11 protein-coding genes and 2 pseudogenes are annotated in these 19833 nt (G+C 61.6%); 8 read left to right on the top strand and 5 right to left on the bottom strand.

Translation table 11 applies throughout. The features are described 5' to 3' along the window. Window positions 1–117: 117 nt before the first annotated feature. On the bottom strand, window positions 118–252 hold the full coding sequence (locus ACZXDY_RS18955) for a hypothetical protein (RefSeq protein ID WP_464346526.1): 135 nt from the start codon (window positions 250–252) through the stop codon (window positions 118–120). A 325-nt stretch (window positions 253–577) separates the two neighbouring features. On the opposite strand from ACZXDY_RS18955, the gene ACZXDY_RS18960 reads away from it, so the two are divergent. Beyond that, complete coding sequence (locus tag ACZXDY_RS18960) at window positions 578–781, top strand: hypothetical protein (protein WP_464346527.1); 204 nt, start codon at window positions 578–580, stop codon at window positions 779–781. A gap of 962 nt (window positions 782–1743) precedes the next feature. On the opposite strand, the gene ACZXDY_RS18965 is transcribed toward ACZXDY_RS18960, so the two are convergent. From ACZXDY_RS18965 to ACZXDY_RS18975, 3 genes and pseudogenes are all read right to left on the bottom strand, one after another. Further along, a complete protein-coding gene (locus ACZXDY_RS18965) occupies window positions 1744–2007 on the bottom strand; it encodes a hypothetical protein (RefSeq protein ID WP_464346528.1) in 264 nt (87 codons plus the stop codon). A gap of 126 nt (window positions 2008–2133) precedes the next feature. Further along, window positions 2134–2519, bottom strand: a pseudogene (locus tag ACZXDY_RS18970) (SOS response-associated peptidase family protein); the annotation flags it as partial. Between the two features lie 9 nt (window positions 2520–2528). Further along, window positions 2529–2940: pseudogene (locus ACZXDY_RS18975) on the bottom strand (hypothetical protein). Between the two features lie 945 nt (window positions 2941–3885). On the opposite strand from ACZXDY_RS18975, the gene ACZXDY_RS18980 reads away from it, so the two are divergent. After that, entirely contained in the window at window positions 3886–4089 is a 204-nt protein-coding gene (locus ACZXDY_RS18980; protein ID WP_028165752.1) for a cold-shock protein, read from the top strand. A 609-nt stretch (window positions 4090–4698) separates the two neighbouring features. Beyond that, window positions 4699–4845 (top strand): hypothetical protein, encoded by a 147-nt coding sequence (locus ACZXDY_RS18985; RefSeq protein WP_464346529.1) that lies wholly within the window; start codon window positions 4699–4701, stop codon window positions 4843–4845. Window positions 4846–5102: 257 nt separating this feature from the next. Here ACZXDY_RS18985 and ACZXDY_RS18990 read toward each other — a convergent pair whose 3' ends face one another. Next, window positions 5103–5231, bottom strand: coding sequence for a hypothetical protein (locus tag ACZXDY_RS18990; RefSeq protein WP_464346530.1), 129 nt, complete (start codon window positions 5229–5231; stop codon window positions 5103–5105). Window positions 5232–6478: 1247 nt separating this feature from the next. On the opposite strand from ACZXDY_RS18990, the gene ACZXDY_RS18995 reads away from it, so the two are divergent. From ACZXDY_RS18995 to ACZXDY_RS19015, 5 genes are all read left to right on the top strand, one after another. Then, window positions 6479–7105 (top strand): secretin and TonB N-terminal domain-containing protein, encoded by a 627-nt coding sequence (locus ACZXDY_RS18995; protein WP_207231040.1) that lies wholly within the window; start codon window positions 6479–6481, stop codon window positions 7103–7105. Next, complete coding sequence (locus ACZXDY_RS19000; protein ID WP_028164001.1) at window positions 7102–7644, top strand: RNA polymerase sigma factor; 543 nt, start codon at window positions 7102–7104, stop codon at window positions 7642–7644. The genes ACZXDY_RS18995 and ACZXDY_RS19000 overlap by 4 nt, the downstream gene beginning before the upstream one ends. A gap of 7 nt (window positions 7645–7651) precedes the next feature. Then, a complete protein-coding gene (locus ACZXDY_RS19005) occupies window positions 7652–8608 on the top strand; it encodes a FecR family protein (protein ID WP_035690151.1) in 957 nt (318 codons plus the stop codon). A gap of 216 nt (window positions 8609–8824) precedes the next feature. Next, on the top strand, window positions 8825–18250 hold the full coding sequence (locus ACZXDY_RS19010; RefSeq protein ID WP_464346531.1) for a two-partner secretion domain-containing protein: 9426 nt from the start codon (window positions 8825–8827) through the stop codon (window positions 18248–18250). Next, window positions 18247–19818 carry a filamentous hemagglutinin family protein gene (locus ACZXDY_RS19015; RefSeq protein ID WP_464346532.1) on the top strand — a complete coding sequence of 524 codons (1572 nt, stop codon included), beginning with the start codon at window positions 18247–18249 and terminating at the stop codon, window positions 19816–19818. Before ACZXDY_RS19010 ends, ACZXDY_RS19015 begins: the two co-directional genes overlap by 4 nt. The last annotated feature ends 15 nt before the right edge of the window (window positions 19819–19833 follow it).

Genomic DNA, 19833 nt, shown 5'->3' on the forward strand with positions numbered 1-19833 from the left:
GGAATTGGCGCGACCGAAATAAGCAAGTCAATCAAGCAGCCTGAGTGACCCCTACGCGGCTCTCACCGGATGCTTACAGTAATTCGGCCGAACGGTGCCATTCTGCTGCCCGATCTGCTAGCCGGTCATATTCGTTTGCAACCCGGAGCAACCGCTGCTTCTCTGCTGGGCTGCGCAAAACTCATCTGCCTTGGCTCTGGTTTCTTCCGCGCGGTCGCGCCAGTGCTTAGGATTTTGCAGGTAGCTTTTCATGTCGAACTCCCGGGATTCCGTGGGGAAACACATGGGGCATTGCACCTCGCTACGCTGATTGACGCGCGCCGAAGTAGGAACGAAATCGCGAGCTTAGGCGTCACGCGACGTCCGGAACTCGGACCGTAGTCCTGGTTGCGCTCAGGACACGAAGGGAGGCCATAAGATGGCCGCCCTCAGCGTCACCTAAGCCCGCTCTCGTGCACAGCCGGCAGCATTCCATTAGCGCGAGCGTCCCAAATCCAACTCGATTGCATCTCTTTCCCGAGTTCAGGAACGGAGGCGTTGCTGATTTCGTTCCATGAGCGGGGAGGATTCCAGTGTGATGACGATGGAAGATACGCTTCAACTTGCCTTGGTTGTTGCCTTTGCCGCAGTGTTGCTGGCGACGAGCCAGGCGTTTACGCACTATCGATCGTCAAGAAGCACCGATGTGCCTACTGCGGCAATGAGCTTGCGTGCAGAAAAAACCCGCGAGACCGATGTTGCAGGTTCGAGGCGTGCTTGGGCGCACAGCCTTTATCGTTGAATGTCTGTTCGCCTACGACGGCGCCTGATCAGCCAATAGACGCCGTAGCCAACGGCGAGAATTAGGAGACCTGCACCAGCGATCGGCCCGGGGGCTCCGTTGACGTTCTTGTTCTGCCCCGGCGCGTTTGCGCAATTACCCCTGTCGTTGCAGGCCTGCGCAGGCGGGATGAAGGTTGTCAGAGCGAGGGCCAAAATCGCGGCTGCAACGCCAAAGCCGGGTTTGACGTCTCCCTTCTTTCTGACTGACATTAAATGTGAAAATAAATAATATATAAAAAAACTTTAAATACAATTAAGTAAATGCCGAACTTTCCCGGCCGTGTCACGTTTCCGCTTCTTCCAAGAGGAGGCGGCTCGTATGCGCATTTCAATACGCACTGCCAGACAGCTTTGCGAGCAACTGGTATCAGATAGGGACATGCTCGCGCGGAAGATGTCGGATTTGCTTTCGCTTCGAGAACTCGTAGCCGGCGCTGAAATTGCGGCAAGTTTCCGCAGCAGCAAACTGCGCTCATCACTGAGACCGATTGCGCCCCTGAGCGAGGTCGCGGAGGGGACAAATGCGCTCCTCAGCTTGCTCGGATCGGAAGTGGAGCGAGTCACCGAGGCCAGAAAGACGAGCTGTTAGCCGTCTGGCTTTGGAGCCTTACAAGCGTCTGCCGAATATCGGTAGCGAGGAGCAACGCGTCGTTGCTTTTCGCGATGGCACTTAACGCATGTAGCAGCGGCCCTCTCGTGCCCGTGCTTTGATATTGGGGGTGGTCGTTGCAATGCCTGCGCCCATGCACCCAACGCGCCCTCACGTGCGTTGGCACGCGCTGTAGCGATTGCCGTTGTCTGCCCAGCCCGTGCGCCTCAGGTGCGCCGATGGTGCATCCTCCCCCGGGCACAGAGGCGCGCTTAGGGTGCACGGTGCGGGCTGCGCTTTTCTGAGCAAAGAGATGTTCGAGAGGGCATCCTCTACCGATGGCTGCTCGGGATTCCTGTCAACAGCCGCTTATCCGTAGCGCTAGCCTTGGACACGAAATCATGCTGCTCGCCTATGCCCAAATGCTCGGTTTGCCTTTTCACGACCTGTTCAAGCTGAAGCGCCTCAATGGCAAGCTCATCAGCCAAACGCTTAAACAGCCCGCGTTTACTTGGATCGGTCGCGGACATGCCCATGAGGGCAAAGTCGTTCGCATCAGCTCGGAGTCGGTGCAATTTTTCGTTGTGGTCCTTCATGGCTCATGTCCTTCGTTGGCGAGTGCCTGCGCGGACATGGGATTTTGGACAATTCGACCCTAAGTCTCGGTTCGGTTGAGCACAGTATGACATTAAATTTGCAGGAGTGCGCTGCACAATTGACGACCCGGCGAACGCTGTGAGCGGCCGGTCACCGTTCAGCGCGAACGAGACGACATCCTTCTTCTTCGTTTCCGGGTTCGGCTCTGGCGCGTATTCGGCGAAGCTGTTGAAAGGACTAGGCACCGGTTCTCCCGGCTTGAGCCAGCCGCGCCAATGCGGCGAGGACGTGTTGCGGATGTTGGTTACGGGCGGGCCGCCGGTCGCGGCGGCGGCATGCCCCAACGCGTCAGCACCATCTCGCGGCCGTCGCCGGCGTTGCGCACCACGGGGGCCGGATAATCAGGAAACACGCCCGGCATCGGCGGCAGGTTGCCGACATAGCGGTTGACGACCCGGAACAGTGCGCGGATCGCTTCCTGGTTGGTGGTGATGGAGTAGAGATTGCACATCAGGGGTCCTTAGCGTTCGTCCGGCCACCAGGTCGAGGGGATCCTGCGCCGAGATCTTGGTCGGTCGCAGCGCGACGAGGTGGCTCCGCTTGTAGGGATAGCCGCGCTCGTCCGAGCACAACTTGCAGCGCATGTAGCGCTCGAGCTCGTGGATCGGTGTCGTCTTCGGCCGGCGGACGATATCGAGGGCGACGGTCTGGTGCGTCTCGCATCCGAGGCACTTCACCTCGAGATAGGTGTAGCCGGCATTGAGTGCGTCGCCGAGGGCAGGCGAGGGCTGCGCCGGTCCCTGGAACGCAAGCATGCGCTTGTTCCAGGCTTCGCAAGCGAGCCGGTCGGCGCCCTTGCGCGCCTCGGCCGCTTGTTCGGCTGCCGCGCGCACTGATGCGCCAAAAATGCTCTCTCTGGACTTCGTACCCATCTCCTAAGCATCGCGTCCGGGCGCCGCCAGAGCAAGCCGCTAGGCCCTGTGGATTGACGGGGAAAAGCGTCTACAGGCTCGGAGGCCGAAAGAAGCAGCCCGGCCAGGGGCGGACCGAGCTGCTAGGGGACAGTGCACAGCACGGTTGGTGATCGTGTGCGCGCGCTTCCAACTTTGCGACGAAGCATCGGTTCCAAACCAGCCTGCCTGCCGGCGGTGTGCTGACCTTCTCGGAGCCGCACGGCTCGCCCGTGGTGACGAACAGCAATTTCAACCGGCCGATTGAATATCCTTCGCACGGCTATGCTTGAGTGGCCGGCAGCAGGGGGCAAGGCAACGATCTCAGCCGGACGTGGTCAGAGACGAGCAGGGTGCCTATGCCTGCCTCGTCTTCTACGCGAGAATGCCCCGCACAGTGGCGGAGGGGCATGACGGCTGAGGTATCATCTGTCTGAGATCTTCCTCATATTCGAGGCTTGCCAAACCCCTGCTGATCGTCGGGGCTTCCTTTAGAAATCGCGCCGCCGGGCTCGAAATACAGCGTCCCGACGGCGTTCATCTCACGGGTGCCCTGAAATCCCAGGACCGGCATCCTAGCGAGACGCTATCGGGGTGCATGTATGAAATGGCACACATAGTAGCAGCCCGGCCCAGGGGACAAATCCGGACCGAGCTGCCTTTGGGCACTACACACGTGGATCCTGTGTGCGACCGTTCAACGTTGCTACAAATGGACTGTTCCGCGTGGCCTCGCCAGCCGTGCCGAAGGGGCAAGAAGAACTCGTTCCTCGGGCGGAGATTACGAGGCCCAGAGCCGGCGAAAGACAGCTCGGCCGGGGCGTTGATGGCCCGAACTGCAAGGGGCAGGGTGCAGGTTGGTTTTTCTTGCCGCGGCCCATCCGGCCACCATAGAATACTTCCATTGTTCAAAAACGGAGTGCCGGCGTGGCGACAGGTATTGTGAAGTGGTTCAATGCAACGAAAGGTTATGGGTTCATTCAACCCGACAAAGGCGGCAAGGATGTCTTCGTGCACATCTCGGCCGTAGAAAAAGCGGGGCTTAGCGGTCTCAATGAGGGGACCAAGGTGAGCTACGAAGAAATGACCAACAGGGGCAAGACGTCCGCCGAAAATCTAAGAGTCGGATGAATTCAAATCCGCCGGCCTCGCGCTGGCGAAATTATGCCGAACATATAACCCGGCCTCAGTGCCGGGTTTTTCTTTGGGGCGGGCGGGAGCAGACGACTAGCCTGCTCGTGTCGCATCAGTGTCGCCAGCCCTTTCTGTCGAAGGCTGTCGAGTACCCCTTCGGAAGGCGCGGAGCTTCGCCGCGCTGCGGGACATTGCAGAACGGGCCGGGCGAGCCGGCCCACCGCACTCGCAGCCGTGCTCACCCTGCCACGCCCGCTTCGGGTGGTTCTCGCAGACCCAGCCACTATCCTCGCAAAGAAGGCACTTCATCTCATGTTCCAAGGCTGGAACACATTGGGGCAGAGGACGTTAATTTTCAGCCCCAGTCTGTTTGTCCGGGAGCCTGGAGAAAATTCCATCTGCGAGGCAAGCAAGTATGAATGGCATTTGGATGTCTCGGTGGAGATCATTTTGGAGAGAGATGGCGTCAAATGCGCGAACCATGGGGATCGGGGGCTACGCCTTAGTAGGCATCCTACTGATGTTGCTGAGCGCCGTGATTGTCCTTGCGATCATGGGCTGGTCGTCGGCTGAAGAAGCAGATGTTACTCCCTTCGGATATTCGCGATGGCAATCGGGATCCTGTTTTCTCTGGTGTTTGGTATCGGATTAATGGCTCTGCTCTTTTACAGCAGCCGCGCGGGCTACGACGAGCCCGCCAGGCTCGTCCCGCCGGACACTGACGAAAATCCCGAGTCTCGAACGCAAGATTGACCGTAGAACGGATTTGTGTCTGCGTAGGCTGATCGCGCTCCTGTTTCTTTGGCGCCAAGTTAGGAACGGACCTTTGGCACACACGATCCCTTAACCGTGAGCGCAGTCGCGCAAACGGCAGCTCGGTCTACCCCCGGCCGGGCTGCTTTATTTTCGTCATTGGGTGGTGTCCGCAATTAACCCTCGGCGTTAGCTTCGTCCTAATTGGGTTTTTGAACCAAGCGGCCGGCCATGGCATTAAGACGTTCATGGCTGAGTCATTCGGCACCGAATTTACGATTGTTGAAGTAACGGCAGACGACGCGATGACGGCGCAGCGGGACGAGGGCGCTGACCGCCACGACCAGCGCCCAATCCCGTTTTGTGAGCAGTTCATATTCAAACATCCTGATATCGCCAGGCAGCCTCACTTGGCGCCCCCTCTCGGCGAACAACTCCGCACCGGCCGGCGTGATCCGTAGGCCTCATTCGGATCGTTGGCTGGGTCGATGGGCATCACATGGCTCCAGGCTTAGGTTCCGGTGGAAAAGGGGAGGGAGCGGTGGGCCGGTTTCCTCCACGTTTCCCTCTGACATCCACCTCGATTTGCCTCCAAAAAAATTGTCTAATCGAATTGTACCTTACCCGTTTTTATCGCACCAAACGTGCCGGGCCGCCGTCCTAACTGATTGAAACTACAACAATTCCGAGTAACCTCCGAGCGCACCAATGGTCTAACACATTGGTATAAAAGGCGTTTTTGCTATTCTGTTGTTCCCGCATTGTTACTCGCAGCGAATGTTAGTACCAGCGAGTGTTCAGCGTCTCACGCGCTTTCGTGTGGCTCCTTATGAGTTGGTCACCTCCGGAGACACTCGCGTTGCAGCCTGTTGTCCAAGCCTTGTACCCAGTGTCTCTCGAAGAGAGTCCGGCGTTTGCTCCCGTGGTTCTCGCATTTCTATTTGAACGAAGATCCGGCGAGACAAAAGCACTGTTTCCTTGCGAGAGAGCTGCGCGTAGCTCAGCGTAGAAATCGGCCGGCTCTTCTCGCATTTATAATCGCCACGAGGCCCGAGCAGCGTTCGATCAAGGACAATCGGGCAGGGTGCGGTTGGGCATATTGTGCGACCCTGTTCTTCAGCGCGCGCACCGCCGGACGTCGATGCTGGCCTTTGCCGCCAGATAGACTAGAGGCGAGAATGTTTGCCTCTTGGGTTCGAGTCGTCCCCGCTACCATCGAGATCTGTAAGAATAGCTTAGTCCCACACACTTCCTAGACGTGCGGCCTCGGAATTTGTTCCGATACCGAGCGTACCTACCGTCGCGGAAAGGGACGCGATCGATCTGCGGCCCCTGCTGCGCGCTGCCCGCCATTTCGACCAGCAAGGCCGGCAGCTTCGCTGGCCTGCGCCGCGATTCAGCAGGTTGCGGTGCCCGGTCTTGCCGCATCAGGGCGGTCAGGGGCGATCCGGCGGAACGATGGCTGTGCGGGGACGCTCGTGTCGTCATAAAAATGTAATGGTGCCGACCTAGCTACCGTGCCGCAGATCGCTGCGTTTGTAAGGGGGCAGGGCGTTTGATGCGAGATGCGCTCGCAACCGCGCGCGTCCGCAGGGCATGTACCTGCCGGCCGCTCAGTCAAGGATTGGCGCTGATGCTCGCGCTGTCCCCGATCGGCGGGGCGATGGCGCGCGAGCGGCACATCAACTTTGATCTGGCCGCGCAGCCGCTCGGCAGCGCCTTGGTTGAATTCGCCAATCGGACAGGCATGACGGCGCTGATCGACGGCGAGTTGGCGAATGGGTTGCACTCGCCGCCTGTCAAAGGTCGTTTTTCTCCAACCGACGCCCTGCAGGTGCTTCTTGCCGGAACAGGCCTTGCGATCCGCTACGTCGGTGCCAACGCTTTCACCGTGGGCCCGCCGCCGCCGAATCCAACAGTCGGCATCCCGGGATCGCAATCGACGCATCGCTCTGACGAGAGTGCCTATTTTGCCGAGCTTCAGAATTCCGTCGAGCGCGCGTTGTGCCGTAATGATGACACGCGGCTTGGCACTTACCGCGCTGCATTTCAAGTGTGGATCGAAGAGAGCGGGCGGATACGGGCCCTGCATCTCCTTGGTTCGACCGGCAATGAAAGCCTCGACGCGGCGATCACTACGCGAATTACGAGTGACACCGTCGTGCCCCCGCCACGGGATTTGCCGCAACCGATCACGATAATCCTGCGCGCCGCATCGTCGAATGGTGGTTGCTCTCGCTCCGCGGGGGCACGACCATGACCGGCGCGCGAGCACGAATGATGAAGGTTTTCGAAGCAAGCTACCAACGGTTTCGCGAACGTCTTCGCTGGAGGCTTGGCTCGGACGCGTTGGCGACCGAGGTGCTGCATGAAACCTGGCTGCGAATAGCGCGCATAGACGATGTCGGCTTGGTGCAGCAGCCCGAGGCCTATCTGTTCCGGATGGCTCTCAATGTCGCCGCGGATCAAAGGGAGAAGGACAATCGGAAACTCACCGCTTCTGAGATCGAAGCGATTCGTCACACGATGGATGGCGCGCTTGATCCAGAGCGCATAGCTGAGGCGCGAGCGGAGCTTGCGATGCTCCGGGCTGCACTGGAAGAGCTGACGCCGCGCCGCAAAGCCATTCTGCTTCTCGCGCGGCTGGATAATGTGAAGCACGAGGAGATCGCAGAGCGGTTTGGCATTTCTCCCCGGATGGTCGAGAAGGAGCTCTTGAATGCGCTGCGGCATTGCTCCAATCGGCTTGAAAGAAAGCTGAATCGCAGGTTCAGTTCTGGTCCCCGAAAAGGGTCTTAGAAGTGCCATGCGCGAAGACGATCCGATCACACCGCCCGACATGCGGGCGACCATTAAACAAGAAGCACAGCAATGGCTGGTGCTCCTGACCTCCGGACGCGCCACCGTGGCCGATGCCGCGGCGTTGAAACGCTGGTGCGAGCGCAGCGAACTGCACGCTGAAGCCTTCGCGGAAGCGAACCTGCTCTGGGACAACATCGCATCGGCATCGCGACGTCCCCGGCGCGCCGTCCTCAACCGACGCACGATTTTGGCTGCCGCGGGGGCATCTGCGGCGGCTGCGGCACTCGGCTACTTTGTTGTGGAGCCGCCGCTTGACCTTTGGCCGTCGGCCTCCGAGTTGCGGGCGGACCTGCGGACCGCAATAGGCGAGCGACGTCGGATTGCGCTGCAATCGGGCGCCTCGATCGATCTCAACACGCGTACGAGCCTCAACATGCCACACGAGGCCAGCGAAGGGTCGCTGGAACTGGTGTCGGGTGAGGTGGCCATCGTCACAAGCAAGTCGCTCGATGCGCCGCTGACGATCATGGCAGCAGGCGGCCGCATCCGCGCTGTCGACGCGCATTTCAATGTACGCTGCGAAGGTGTGCGGGCGACCGTGACCTGCGAACGCGGCTCGGTGGCGATCGACTACTCCGGAAACTCAGTCACGCTGTATGAAGGCCGGCAGATCGCCTATGCCCAAGGCGCTTTGGAGCCCGTTGTCGCGGCCGATGTTGGAGCCGTCCTGGCTTGGCGCGAAGGCCAGTTGGTGTTTCGTCAAACCCCACTTTCAGAAGTGATCGGCGAGGTCAACCGCTATCGGCCAGGGCACATCATGCTCATGAACGAAGCGCTTGGCCGGCGCCGCGTGGAAGTTCGGCTTACGCTCGACCGTATCGACGATCTCATTGCGCTTATCCAGGACGTTTATGGCGCGCGCATTACACAACTGCCCGGCGGTGTCGTCGTTGTGTCATAGAATACGCCGAATGCGTGTGCGACGAGAACATTCCCTCTCATTCGAATTTTTTTCTCCGGCGCGGTTCAGTAACGCGCTGCTCGGCCGGTCTTACCGGGTGACATTGAGGGGATAGGCTCAAGACGTGTTTGCAGCGTGCATCCGACAGTTGGATGTCCGGGCGGCGTCGTCTGAACGGCATGTTCCCGACCGATTAAGAACCGTCGAGGAATGATCATGGCGTCGAGCAGTCGCAAGTCGCAGTTCACAACACGTCGTGCCAAGTTGTTTGCGACGGTCAGCGCTTTGGCTCTCATTGCGACGGTGCCGAGCGCAATGGCGCGGCCTCTTGGCGGACAACCATCGTCTCCCACGGCCGCTGCGGTCGCGGCCGCTCAGGCGGCCCAGCTCGAGGCTTCGAAGGCGGCGCGTGACGCGCAGAGTGCCTTGCAGCGCGCGACACTCGCGGTGCAGGCCATGCAGGCAAGCCAGCAGGCTGCTCGCGATGCGGCGCGCGTTCAGCTCGACGCCACGCCGAATATCGTGCCCAACGGCTTGCGGCCGGGCGGTCTTCAGGTGGCTCCGGGCGTGGCCACAAGGGCGAACCTGTGGCAGGGAGCGGAGCTCCCGACCGAGACCGTCAGTGCCGGCAACGCCAACGTCACGATCAAGCAATCGCAGCAAAAAGCCATCCTCGAGTGGAAGACCTTCAACGTCGGCGGCCGCACCCAGCTCTATTTCGACCAGCGTGCAGGCGGTTCAAATGCGTCGGATTGGATCGCGCTCAACCGCGTTCTCGATCCTTCGGAGGCACCGAGCAGAATCCTCGGCTCCATCAAGGCCGAAGGCCAAGTCTACATTATCAATCGGAACGGCGTCGTCTTCGGCGGCGCGAGCCAGGTGAATGTGGGGGCGCTCGTTGCTTCTTCGCTGGCCTTGTCCAATGAGCAGTTCCTGGCCGGTATCAACAAGCAGCTTTACGGTACCGACGCGAGCGGCGGCAACACCTACGTCTACAAGCCCCAGTTCGGTTATCTGGGGCAACAACAGCCGAACCAATTGGTCTCCGTCAACGACCCCAGTCAGGTTCCGGGCGCGGTGATCGGCGCGGCGCCGGGCAACGTGAGTGTTGAGGCCGGCGCTCGGATTGAGACCGCGAGCGCCGGCAAGGTCATGCTGTTCGCGCCGAAAGTGATCAATTCCGGCCAAATCTCGGCCCCGGATGGTCAAGTGATCATGGCTGCCGGTGAGCAGATCTATCTCTTGAGCAGTCAAACGGGCGTACGCGGTCTGGACGTCGCCGTATCGTCCCCGATGCGCTGGCTGTTCGACTATTATGCGATGCAGGCCGCGACCGATCCGCTAGCTCCGGCCAACGTCTTCGCGCGGGATTTGCGCGACATCGTCTTCCCCGAAATGGCGGCGAGGGCGGCTTCGGTCGGCTACCGCGTCGCCAATGACGGTGTGGTCCAAAGCGACCGTGGGAATATTACCATCATGGCTCGCGAGATCGTACAGGACGGCGCGCTTTTCGCGACTACAAAGCTGAACAATCGTGATGGCTCGATCCGGCTGCTCGCCTGGGATCAAGGCATGATGGCGAACGGTAGCTCGTTCAGCGGTTCGCCCCTGCAATACTGGTCGACCGGAAGTCTGACCCTGGGCAAGAACAGCGTCACCATGGCGACACCCGACCTGAGCGACGTCGAAGAGATCGAGCAGACATCACTCAAGACACGTTATCAGCCCGGCCGCGTCGAGTTGCGCGGAAATCTGATAGATGTGAAGGCAGGCGCAAGCGTGATCGTTCCGGCGGGCAAGATCAGCATCGTGGCAAGCACCTCGCCGCTTTCGGGGGAAGAGCCGATCTCCGGTGAGCCGACCGTTCGCGACGGCAGCCGCGTTTACATCGGCGAAGATGCCTATTTGAGCGTTGCGGGCCTGCAGGACATTGCGGTGTCGATGGACCGTAACTTCGTCGAGGCCCAGCTCTACATAAACGAGCTGCGCGATACGCCGCTCTATCGTGATTCCTGGTTGCGCGGCCTCAAAGTGATCGTCGATCGACGGCGGTCGGGTACCTTCACCAGCGGGCCCATGGCCGAGGTCAATTGGATCGACGGCCAGCCCGGGCGTTGGGTCGGCACACCTTTGGCTGATGTCTCGTCCTGGGTCGGTGTGGGTAAGACGGACCTTGCCGAACTCTCCACCAAGGCCGGCTCGATCGTCATAAAATCCAGCGGTTCGATCATTACCCGCGAGGGCTCATTGCTCGACGTCTCGGGTGGGTCGGTGCGCTATACGGATGGTTGGAACACCACCACCAAGCTGCTCGGCGCCGATGGACGAGTCTACAATATTGGCGACGCCTTTCCCGACCAGCTCTACACAGCGGTAGCGGGGGGCTTTACCCGTCGCCATGACCGGTGGGGCATCAGCGAAACGTGGACCAACCCGCTCGGCAAATCAGCGCGCACATTCGAGAAGGGATACACCGAGGGGCGTGACGCCGGTGAGATTCAACTCTTTGCAGCCGAAGCACTCGTTCTCGAAGGTAGCTATTGGGGCGGCGTGGTTGTCGGCGAGCGCCAGGCGGCGCTCGGTAATCCAGCGAAGGCTGGTACGTTAAAGATTGGCGCCAACAGCGATCCGGCCCGGTTGTGGCTACCCGGCGAGCTCATCATTGCGAGCGATCCGGTTCGCCTGGCTGATGATTTCAACGTCTCGAGCGCGCTCGACACCATCTGGTACGATCCGAATTCGGCCAATCCGCATCGCGACAAAGTCACTTACCTTGACCCCGCCGTGCTCGCCCAGTCCGGCATGGGTTCCTTCGAGTTCTATGTCGCCAAGGGTTTCACGCTCGGTGAAGGCGAAGCGCTCGAACTGTTGCCCGGCGCCAAACTGAACGTTATCTCCAACGTGCCGAACAACCTGCCGACCACGTTCACTGTCGACGGGACGATCCGTATCGCCGGCGGCGATATTTGGTTTGTCGGCCAGCACAGCACTTTCGGGGCAAATTCGCGCATCGACGTCAGCGGACAGTGGATCAATGAACTCTTGAACCCGGCAGCGCCGCTCTTCCGGAAGATCAATGGCGGTACGGTTCAGGTCGCCGGAGACTTCAAGCAAGGCGCTGTTATCGACGTTTCGGGTGGGGCAAGGCTCAGCGGTGGCAGCAAGCCCAGCATCACGGCCGGTGACGCGGGACGTATCAGGCTAGGAATTGCCGATGCCGATATGCTGTCGAATATCGATCTTCGCGGCTATGCGGCGGGCTCGGGCGGCGAACTGGAGCTCATTACGAACTCCGATGTAGAATTGGGCGGCGCCGGCACAAATGCCGCCGCCTTCCATCTGAACGATTCTCTTTTAGGTGATCGCGGCTTCCGTTCGCTGGCGATCACGACGCAAGGCTCGATTACGGTTGCCGATGGGGCGAACATCGAGCATCGCGTCTCCAACCTGGTGATCGATACCAAAAAGGCATTCGCTGCCGAAACGGGGACGTCCATTGCGGCTCTCGGAGCGCTTGCCGTCCTGCCTGTCTACGAGCGGGTCGAACGCAAGCCCAACGCTCTCAATCTGGCAGGCGGAACCAATGTCACAGTCGGAGCTGGCGCCGTCGTCAGGACTGACATCGGTGGCACCATTTCTCTTGCGACCTCCGAAACCGGCGGCAAGGTTGTGGTCAAAGGCACGCTGGATGCTCCTGCAGGAACGATCCAGCTTTCGGCGAACAATGGCGACGTTATGCTCGCTGATGGCGCCGAATTGCTGGCGCGTGGCGTATCGACGCTGGTCAAGAACGGCAATCTCCCTCCGGTCGTCGATGTTCGTGCTGGCGGTTCAGTGGGCATCAGCGGCGCCGTGGTGAACCTCGATGCCGGTTCACTCATCGATGTCTCGGGTGCGAGCGGTATTCTCACGGTGCCGAATGGCGGCCTCCAGCACAGCAACCTCGACTCCCGCATCGATAGCAACGGCGGTTCGATCTCCCTCACGCTGCAATGGGGTGTGATTGCAGGTCGTCTGGTCGCCAAGGCGGGCGGCCCTGGTGCGGTTAACGGCAAGATCTCGATAAACGCGGAGGTCTCGGGCGGCTTCAATCCGATCGAGGCGATCAAGAACGATGCGGGGCTCGGACAACTCGATCCCGACTGCTGGGGATATGTGGCCAACGGTGCGTGCGACAACAACCCGCTCGACGTGATCGGGTTCGACCTTGCGCGAATTGCCCGCGATCTGGGGATTCCGGCATCGGGCTCATGGCTCATTTCAAAGGAAATGATCGAGGCCGGGACCGGTGGAAACATCATCATCACCTCCGCGCCGGCGGCAAGCAGTAGCGGTGTTGATCCGAGAAATTACGGCTGGACCGACGCGACCATTCAAGAACTCCGGGATACGGTCGGGACGGACTTGCTTGCGATTTTCCCGTCCACTGTGCAGGTTCGCAATGCTTACGTTCGACCGGGTGTGCTGGCGTCTGGCTCTTTCGCCGACGTGTCGCTGACGACGGCAGCAAGCATCAAGCTCGACAATGCGGTCGTCAAAGCGGATCGTTCTCTTCAGATTTCGGCACCGCTCGTCAATCTCAACGGCGGCCGCTCCAGCCTGATCGCGCCATACATGTCATTGACTGGAACCGGACAGTCCAGCACCAGGCGCGAAGGCGGGCTCACATTGGTCGCATCCGTGATCGACGTGAACAGTGAGATGAATATCCGCGGCTTCGCGGAAACGGTCTTTGATACATCCGAGTTGCGGCTCAATGCACCGTTCGACGCCAGCATCCCGCCGCTCTCTGTTCTCGATGTCGATGGAGCGTTGGTTTTGAGAGCCGGGCAGGTCTATCCGGCGACGGGCACCAAGGCGACAATCAAAGCATCCGATCGGATAACGGTCGAGCGGAAGGACGTGGTCGCTCCGCCGTTGTCGGCCGGCGGCAGTTTGACTCTGGCGGCGCCTGTCATCGAACAGAACGGTGTGCTTCGAGCGCCGTTCGGGCAGATAACGCTAAAAGCAAGCGAGCGTCTGATCCTCGGTGCCGGCAGTGTGACATCGGTGTCGGGTGCTGGGCTCACCGTGCCATATGGAAGTCTGTCCAACGGAGAGAACTGGCTCGATCCGACCAAGCCAGGTGCGGTGGGCGCCGACGGTGTTCTGACCTCGCCTCCCGAGAAGCGGATTTCGCTTGAAGCCCCGGTTGTCGAGAGCCGGGCGGGGTCGGTCATCGATATCCGCGGCGGCGGCGACCTCTATGCGCGCGAATTCGTGCCTGGGCCCGGCGGTTCGCACGACATCCTGGCGTCGGCCAACAGCTACGCGGTGGTCCCCGGCTTCAATGGCGCGTCGCCGCGCGGTGCGGTTGGCGAGCGGGTCTGGCTCGCCGGTGGCAACGGTCTTGCTGCCGGCTGGTACACGCTGCTGCCGGCGAGCTACGCGGCGTTGCCCGGCGCTTATCTCCTCTCGCTTGTCTCCACGGCGACGACCACGCCGCTGGCGAGGCCTGTGAGCCTTGCCGACGGATCGGTCATGATGAGCGGTCGGCGCGGCGATGCGTTGCTAGGCAGCGAGGATCAGCTCTCGTCAGTCTGGCGGGTGATGACGGGCACGCAGTTGCGCCAGTACACCGAGTACAACGAGGCCTTCGCCAACACCTTCTTTGTCTCCGATGCATTCAAGCTCACACAATATCGCTTGACCGGGCTCAATGTGATGACGCCGCGGCTGCCGCTGGATGGCGGCGCCGTCGTGTTCAAGGCGACGCAGCAACTGATCCTCGACGGCAGCCTGCAAGCGCAGACGCCGGAAGGGGGCCGCGGTTCTCTTATCGACATCGCCGGAACCAAGATTGCGATCGTTGGCGCAGGCGTAGACCGCTCGGATCTGCGCGCCAATGGTTACCTGGTCATCGATTCCGCGAGCCTGTCCAGGTTCGGCGCTGGGAGTCTGTTGGTCGGCGGCATGCGCACAGGAGATCCCCTCGGCTTGCGTCTCGACGTGACCGCGAGCGATATCCTGGTCCGGAACGACTCCGGTTCGGCGCTCATCGGGCCGGAGATTATCCTTGCGGCGAGCGGGCTCGTCGACATCGGCGCCGGCAGCGTGATCAGGGCGGAGGGGACGGCGACGCGCGGCGCTGGCAATCTCATCATGAAGCCGCAGGTGGCGGCGCGTTACGAGGATCCCGACGGTTGGGACGACGGCAACCCGGCCGACGACGTCATGGTGGCGCCCTCCAAGGACTATGGCGCGCTGATCCGCGTGTCGAACGGTGATGCCGTCCAGGTGATCCGCGAGAATGTGGATACGACGATCGGTGGCACGGTGCGGGTCGGCGAAGGCGTTCGCCTTACGGCTGACGGTGCGCTCCTGATCGATGCGACGCAGACGACAGAGCTTGCCGGAAGCGCGCTGCTGTCAGCGGCCTCGCTGTCCGTCGCGTCGGGCCGGATCGGCTTCGGCGGTGGCACCAACGGCCTCGTCCTGTCTCTCGAATCCTTAAAGCAACTGAATCGCGCCGAGAGCCTGACGCTCCGCAGCTATACGACACTCGATTTCTATTCCTCGTTCAACCTGAGCGGCGCCGGACTTGCCTCGGTGACCTTCGATGGCGCCGGCCTCGTAGGATATGGCGCCAAGGACATCGAGGTGTCCGGCGGCTCGATCGCGCTCATCAACAGCGGTGGAGGAACGGCGACTGCGGGCACTGGATCGGGCACGCTGACGCTGGCCGCGGACCAGCTCATTCTCGGGGCCGGAACGAAAACGATCTCCGGTTTCGATCATGTCGTGATGGCGGGACGTCGCCAGATCACAGGGCAGGGCAATGGCGGGATCGACACCGGCATGGCAGCGCTGACGATCGACACCCCCTTGCTGACCGGGCGCAGCGGCGCTGCGCAGTCGTTGATCACGGGCGGCATGCTACGGCTCGCGGGAGCCGGCACGGCATCGACGAGTCTCGAGGAGAGCCTCGGCACCCGGCTTACGCTCCGCGGCCAGACGATTGAGGTCGCGACCCGCATTGCCGCGCTCGGCGGCGCGGTCGAACTGACGGCCGGCGCAGGTGGCGTGACGTTGTCCAACGGCGCGGTGATCGATGTCGGCGGCTTCGCCAAGCAATTCTTCGACGTCAGCGCCTATGGCGATGCCGGACGCATCAGCCTGACCGCCGTCGACGGCGGCAATGTTGTCGTTGGCTCTGGCGCGATCTTGAATCTGGCTGCGCACGCTGGCGGTGGCAATGCCGGCAGTCTTGCGGCGACGGCATCTGGTGGCGGCACGGTTGTGCTCGATGGCGCGGTCGCCGCGCAGGCCGGAGCGAACGGGAAGGGCGGCACATTCGTGCTCGACATCGCCGAGTTGCCGGGTTTTGCAGCTTTCGCCGACCGCCTTAACGCGGCGGGCTTCACCCGCTCGCGCCAATTTCGCATCCGATCCGGCGATGTCGTCGTTTCCGGCATGACGCAAGTCGAGGACTTTCAACTTGCGGCCGACCGGGGACGGGTGACGATCGCCGGCACCGTTGATGCACGCGCGACGTATGGCGGCAATATCTTGATCTCGGGCGGCAATGGCTTGGTGATGGAGAGCTCTGCCCATCTTCTTGCCGGTGCGACCGACGCCACACTTGGCTCTGGCCGAGTAACGCTCGAGGCGGCGGGCGGAAGGCTCGATGTCCGCGGCGGCGCGATCGATGTCGCGGGCGGCGAGGCCGGCCGGGTGCGCTTCCGCGCGCTGCAGAACGCAGGCCACGATGGCATCGCCGTCGATGCTTTAGCGGCCCATATCATCGGCGCTCGCTCGGCGGTGCTCGAGGGCGTGAGCGTCTATACCGGTGCGGCCACCAGCGCGGTTCAGGTCCAGGCGGTTGACGATGCCCACACGTTCGGTACCCATGCTGGTGCTATCGCGGCTGCCTTGGGGCTCAGCTCACGCGGCATCGAGCTCATGTCCGGGATCGAGATTCGCAGCACCGGCGACCTGTTGATCGACCAGGACTGGAACCTGTTCGCCGACTTTGGAGCTTCACAGCGTGAGGGCACGTTGACGCTCCGCGCTGCCGGCAATCTGATCATCAACGGCAACCTCAGTGACGGCTTCGATCGGGCCGACCGGTCCGGGGTGTTGCAGGATGCCGCATCCTGGAATCTTCGCCTCGTCGCGGGGGCCGATCTCGGCTCGGCGTCGGCGATCACCACGATGCCGCTCGCCGGTCTCGGCAGCAATTCTGGCACGATCACGGTAGGTAACAGCAGCAGTGGCATACTGGTGCGCACCGGCACCGGCGATATCGATCTCCGCGCCGGGCGCAACCTCGACCTCGCTCACTATCAATCGGTCGTCTACACTGCGGGGCGCAAAGATACGACGACCTGGGACAACTTCACTGCGCCCTCAGCGGCGACCTACGGAATCGAGGGTGGACACCTTACGATCGCCGCGGGAGGCAGCATTTCGTCGGCGCTTCCGGCCAACCCGAAGGACAACCAGCTCTTCGTTGAATGGCTCAAGCACGTCGGCGGCACGGATCAAGACTATGTCTTCCGTCCGGGCGAGCAGAGCTCCTGGTGGATTGACTACGCAAACTTTGCGCAAGGCGTTGGCGCGCTCGGCGGCGGCAATGTCTCGGTCTTCGCCGGAGGCGATCTCGACAATATTCTCGTGGCTCTCCCGACCAACGGTCGGGTACGCGGCGGTCGCACGAGCGGCGAGGCCAAATCGTTGGAAATGCGCAATGGCGGTGCACTGACTGTCGACGTCGAAGGCGCGCTCCGCGCTGGCTACTACTATGTCGGCCGTGGCACAGGCACGGTCACCGCGGGAGAGACTGCGACCGGGCGATCCGTAACCATCAGCGGACGCGTCGCCGGAATCTACAACATCGCCCCTGTCTTCGCTCTCGGCGACGCCGAATTGAGTGTGCGCACGGCCGGCGATTTGATCGTCCAAACCGTGCTCGATCCGCTGATGCTGAGCGGTGACCCTCTGTTATTGGGCGGTATCGCTCGTCGGAGCGCGATCATGAGCGGCTATACAAACCGCACCGCTCTCAATCTGGTATCGATCGGCGGCGACGTTCGACTCGTCAATCAAGGTCAATACCTGTCGAAGGACTTGAACCTCAGCTACGTTTTCGATGGAGATTCCGACTACGGTACGATCGGTCTCTTCGCCACGAATCTCTATCCTGCGATCACCAACGTGCTCGCGCTGAATGGCGACATCGTCAACTTCGGGAGGCTCTACACCGCGCCGGGCACGCGTCCGGAGCTGCAGTTGCTCGCCGACCGGGACATCGTCCTGGGCTCGATTACCCAAACGCGCGCCATTCCGGAGATGATGCCGTCTCCGTTCCTGCCTGTGGACGGCATCAACGGTCTCGTAATCACTTTCGCGGGCTCGCCTTTCGACGACATATTCCAGGATCCGCGGCAAAGCGGAAGCAGCTTCCACTTCATGCTGCAGAATGCCATTTCTGCCGAACGGGTCACTCACGGAGATCACGGTCTCTTCCTGCAACCATTCGCAACCCCGCGGTGCTCTCCAACGCCGAGGACTATGAGCCGAGCCGCATCTACGCCCGTCGTGGGACCCTCTCCAACGTGCTCCTGCGGAACGACGGCGATCCACTCTCGACGCAGGTCATGACCGCGGAGCAGACATGGTTCCGTGCCGGCACGGATATTCGCGACATCAACTATCAACTGCGAAATGTGCGTGGAACTGACGTCTCGCTTCTGGAGGCCGGCAACGACATCATCGGCGGCACCGTGCGGGTTCAAGGACCGGGATCAGTCACGCTGAGCACGGGTCGCGACGTCTACGGACAGGCTCTGTCCATTACCACGACCGGCAATCGCAGTTTCGACGGCAATAACCGGCCGATCGTCGGCACCGACATCAGAGGGCTACCGGAGCAGGGCGCCTCGATCTCTGTGATGGCAGGCCTGCAGGACAAGCGGCCATCGTACGATGCTTTCATCGCCGCCTATCTCGATCCCTCGCGTGTCGCGGCCATGCCGGCCTATTTGACGACAACATTGCCGGACGGCACGTTGGTGCCGCTCTATCTCACCGATCGGAGCGAGGAGCGCGACGGCCAGCACAAGCTGCTCAGATTTGGCCTCGTCTCTTTCATCGAAGAGAGGACGGGCGAGACCCTGTCGCCGCTCGAGGCGTGGGCGCGCTTCCAAAGCCTGCCGGAACTGGTTCGCCATGCCTTCGTCAATCGCGTCTATATGCAGGAGCTGCGTGAGGCCGGCCGCGATCAATTGACGCCCGACAGCAAGGGCCGGCCGCTCAATGGCGGATACAACCGCGGCTACGCAGCGATCGCGGCCTTGTTCCCGGGCGAGGGCTGGAAGGGCGATGTGCTCGGCCAGTCGCTGACATTGCGCACCATGGCCGGCGGCGGCATCGAGGTGCTGGCTCCCGGCGGTGGATTGCAGGTTGCAGCACTGGGCGCAGCCATCGGGGACGGGCAAGGCCTCGTTGCGCTCGGGCCGGGCGATATCAGCGTCTTCGTGAAGAAGAGCGTCACGGTGAATCGGTCGCGTGTCCTGACGTTTGGCGGTGGAGACGAGACGCTATGGGCTACACTTGGCGATATCGATGCCGGTCGCGGCGCAAAGACGGCCCGCGTTCCTTCGGCGCCGGAGGTTGCCACTAGCGTTGATGCGGTTACCCGTGTCCAAGAGCGGGCGGATATTTCCGGTAGTGGCATCGGCACCATCATCGGTTTTGCTGGCGTGGTTCAGGGCGATGTCGACCTCGTTGCGCCCGAAGGCACGGTGAATGCAGGGGATGCGGGCATCCGGGTTGCGGGCAATCTCAATCTCGCGGCGCTGCATGTCCTGAACGCCGCCAATATTGAAGTCGGCGGCCTGTCCAAGGGCGTGCCGGTGATCGAGGCGCCGAATATCGGTGGACTGGCGGAGGCCGGAAACACGGCCGGGGCCGCGGCCCAGCAGGCGGCGCCCCCGCAACAGCGGGCCAACGAACCATCCTCCGTCATTATCGTCGAGTTCCTCGGATTCGGCGGCGGCGATGGCGAGGAAGAACGTCCTCGCAAGCGCGAGCAGCGCTCACAGAATCCCGATAGTGCGGTGCAGATCGTTGGCGCGGGTAATCTTAGCTCAGGCGCGCTGCAACGACTGACGGCGGACGAACGCAAACGGGTCGTGCCGGCGAGTAGCGACGATGGACTTGTCCACTGAGACCATGCAGCCGAC

The organism is Bradyrhizobium sp. LeoB3, from assembly GCF_055456055.1.